At 48.7% G+C, this 2,540-nt stretch carries 3 protein-coding genes; all 3 read left to right on the forward strand.

The features are described 5' to 3' along the window. The coding region (gene ltrA, locus B2633_RS09715; RefSeq protein WP_483170422.1) for a group II intron reverse transcriptase/maturase at nt 1-1,317 on the forward strand (1,317 nt) is incomplete at its 5' end. Nucleotides 1,318-1,421: 104 nt separating this feature from the next. Then, entirely contained in the window at nt 1,422-1,901 is a 480-nt protein-coding gene (locus B2633_RS09720; RefSeq protein ID WP_483170424.1) for a DsrE/DsrF/DrsH-like family protein, read from the forward strand. A gap of 102 nt (nt 1,902-2,003) precedes the next feature. Beyond that, the coding region (locus B2633_RS09725; protein ID WP_483170425.1) for an aminotransferase class V-fold PLP-dependent enzyme at nt 2,004-2,540 on the forward strand (537 nt) is incomplete at its 3' end.

The following is a 2,540-nucleotide window of genomic DNA, read 5'->3' on the forward strand; positions in this document are numbered from 1 at the left end:
GAAGCGTGCGGGTCACCAAAGATAGCTGAAACTGACAGCACCAACACCAACGAGCAGAGGGAAGGATTGCTGGAGCAAATCCTAGACAAAGACAATCTGAACCGGGCCTACAAACAGGTAACGAGAAACAAAGGCGCGGGTGGAATTGATGGAATGCAGGTAGATGAACTTCTGCCCTTCCTGAAAGAACACAAGGAAGAACTTATGCAATCCCTCCGGGACGGCAAATACCGCCCCAAACCTGTGCGCAGGGTAGAAATACCCAAAGAGAACGGGAAGACCAGAAAACTGGGGATACCAACCGTTGTGGATAGGTTTATCCAACAAGCGATATGCCAAGTCTTAAGTCCAATCTTTGAAAAGCAGTTCTCAGATAACAGCTTTGGATTCAGACCGAAAAGGAGCGCCCAGGATGCGCTCAGAAGATGCCAGACCAACATCACAGAAGGCTATAAATATGTAGTCGATATGGACTTGGAAAAGTATTTTGATACGGTCAACCAGAGCAAGCTCATCCAGATACTATCAGAAACGATAAAGGATGGAAGGGTAATCTCGCTCATCCATAAATTCCTGAGAGCAGGAGTCATGGTGGGCGGTATGTTTGAAGACAGTCCGGAAGGAGTACCGCAAGGCGGTCCCCTAAGTCCATTACTTGGAAATATCATGCTGAATGAATGTGACCAGGAAATGGAGAAACGGGGGCACAAGTTCGTCCGCTATGCGGACGATTTGCTGATTTTCTGCAAGAGCAAGAAAGCAGCTAGGCGCACGCTAGACCATATTCTCCCCTACATAGAAGGAAAGCTATTCCTGAGGGCAAACCGGGAGAAAACACAGGTAGCATACGTGAGTCAGGTCAAATACCTGGGGTACAGCTTCTACATCCATAAGGGCGAAGGGAAGCTCAGAATACATCCCCAGAGTGTCCGGAAATTCAAGGACAAAATTCGAGAAATCACAGGACGCAGTAACGGGATGGGAATTGAGGCCAGGAAAACCCGGCTAAACCAAGTGATCCGTGGATGGATGAACTACTTCAAGCTGGCAGATGCAAAGAAACTGATACAAGGACTCGATGAATGGACTAGAAGTCGCATACGAATGGTAACCTGGAAACGATGGAAAAGGGTCCGTACGCGTTTTGAGAACCTTAAACGCGCAGGAATCAAGGAAGAACAGGCATGGATGTGGGCAAACACAAGAAAAGGCTACTGGCGTACTGCCCATAGCCCAATCTTATCAAGAGCCCTATCCAACGAGAGATTCAAGCGTGGCGGATACCTCAGTTTGACGGAATGTTACTCGGCGAAGTAAGTGTAAACTTTGGAACCGCCGCTTGCGGAACCGCATGAGCGGTGGTGTGGGAGGTCGGCCACTCAAATAATGGGTGGCCTCCTACCCGATTAAGGAGTGATGACATGGAGAAGAGCGGTTTCAGTATTCTGTTATTCAGCGGGGACTACGATAAATGCCTGGCAGCAATGATCTTGGCCAACGGGGCGCGTGATCTGGAAATGGAAGTTGATGTGTTTTGCGCCTTCTGGGGCTTGCTGCTGTTGCGCGACCCCGAGAAGCTAAGTACAGAAGACAAGGATTTATACGAGAAAATGTTCACTGTGGCAACACCCTCAGGGGCGGAGGACCTGCCGTTGTCTAAAATGAATATGGCCGGCCTTGGCAAACAAATGCTGCTCAATATGATGGATTCCAAGGAAGCTCCCCAGCTGGGAGAATTTCTGCATGGCGCCTTTAATAAAAGGGTGCGCTTTCATGCCTGCGAGCTTTCCATGAAAATCATGGGCTTTACGGCCGAAGAGATGCTTGAAGGGGTTGAAGTAAACACTGTGCATGACTATTTACAGCAGGCCAGGAAGGCGGAAATCCAACTCTTTATATAAAACCGCCCCGTCATTGATTCTGTAAAATGTGCATACTGTGTTCCCAAATCTAGCCTCCATTCATAACATATAAGAAAACATTATGTGACAGGATGAATGCATTTGTTTTCTATACCCGTTATGACCAGCCCCAGTACTGCGCTGCGCAATAATATCCATGGCATAAACATCAAAGTGCCGGTGTTGGGAAAGAAGAAAACTCCCTTTATTTTTTTTGACAACGCTGCCAGCACCCCGCCTCTTAAATCAGTTCTGCAGCAAATGAATGAATTTATGAAATGGTATTCCGGTGTTCACCGTGGCACCGGCTATAAATCCTTGATAGCGTCCCGGGTCTATGACCACAGCCATGAAGTGATCGGCGATTTTGTCGGGGCTGACCCCAGTCTGGACACCGTAATTCTGGTCAAAAACACCACTGAGGCCATCAATAAATTATCTTACCGCCTGGAACTTAAACCCGGTGATGTGGTGATCACTACCGCCATGGAGCACCACTCCAATGACCTGCCCTGGCGCAGCCAGGCTCGAGTTGAGTATCTCAGGCTGAATGACAGGGGCCAGCTGGATATGGATCACCTCGACAGCCTCTTAAAAAAGCATTATCCCCGGGTCAAACTGGTGGCGGTCTGCGGGGCC

The organism is Syntrophomonas sp. UBA1041, from assembly GCF_002316705.1.
Classification (GTDB): domain Bacteria; phylum Bacillota; class Syntrophomonadia; order Syntrophomonadales; family Syntrophomonadaceae; genus DTU019.

Bases quoted from the DNA above. Each gene is read 5' to 3' on its own strand.
- B2633_RS09720 (WP_483170424.1), top strand. From the start codon at position 1,422: ATGGAGAAGAGCGGTTTCAGTATTCTGTTATTCAGCGGGGACTACGAT.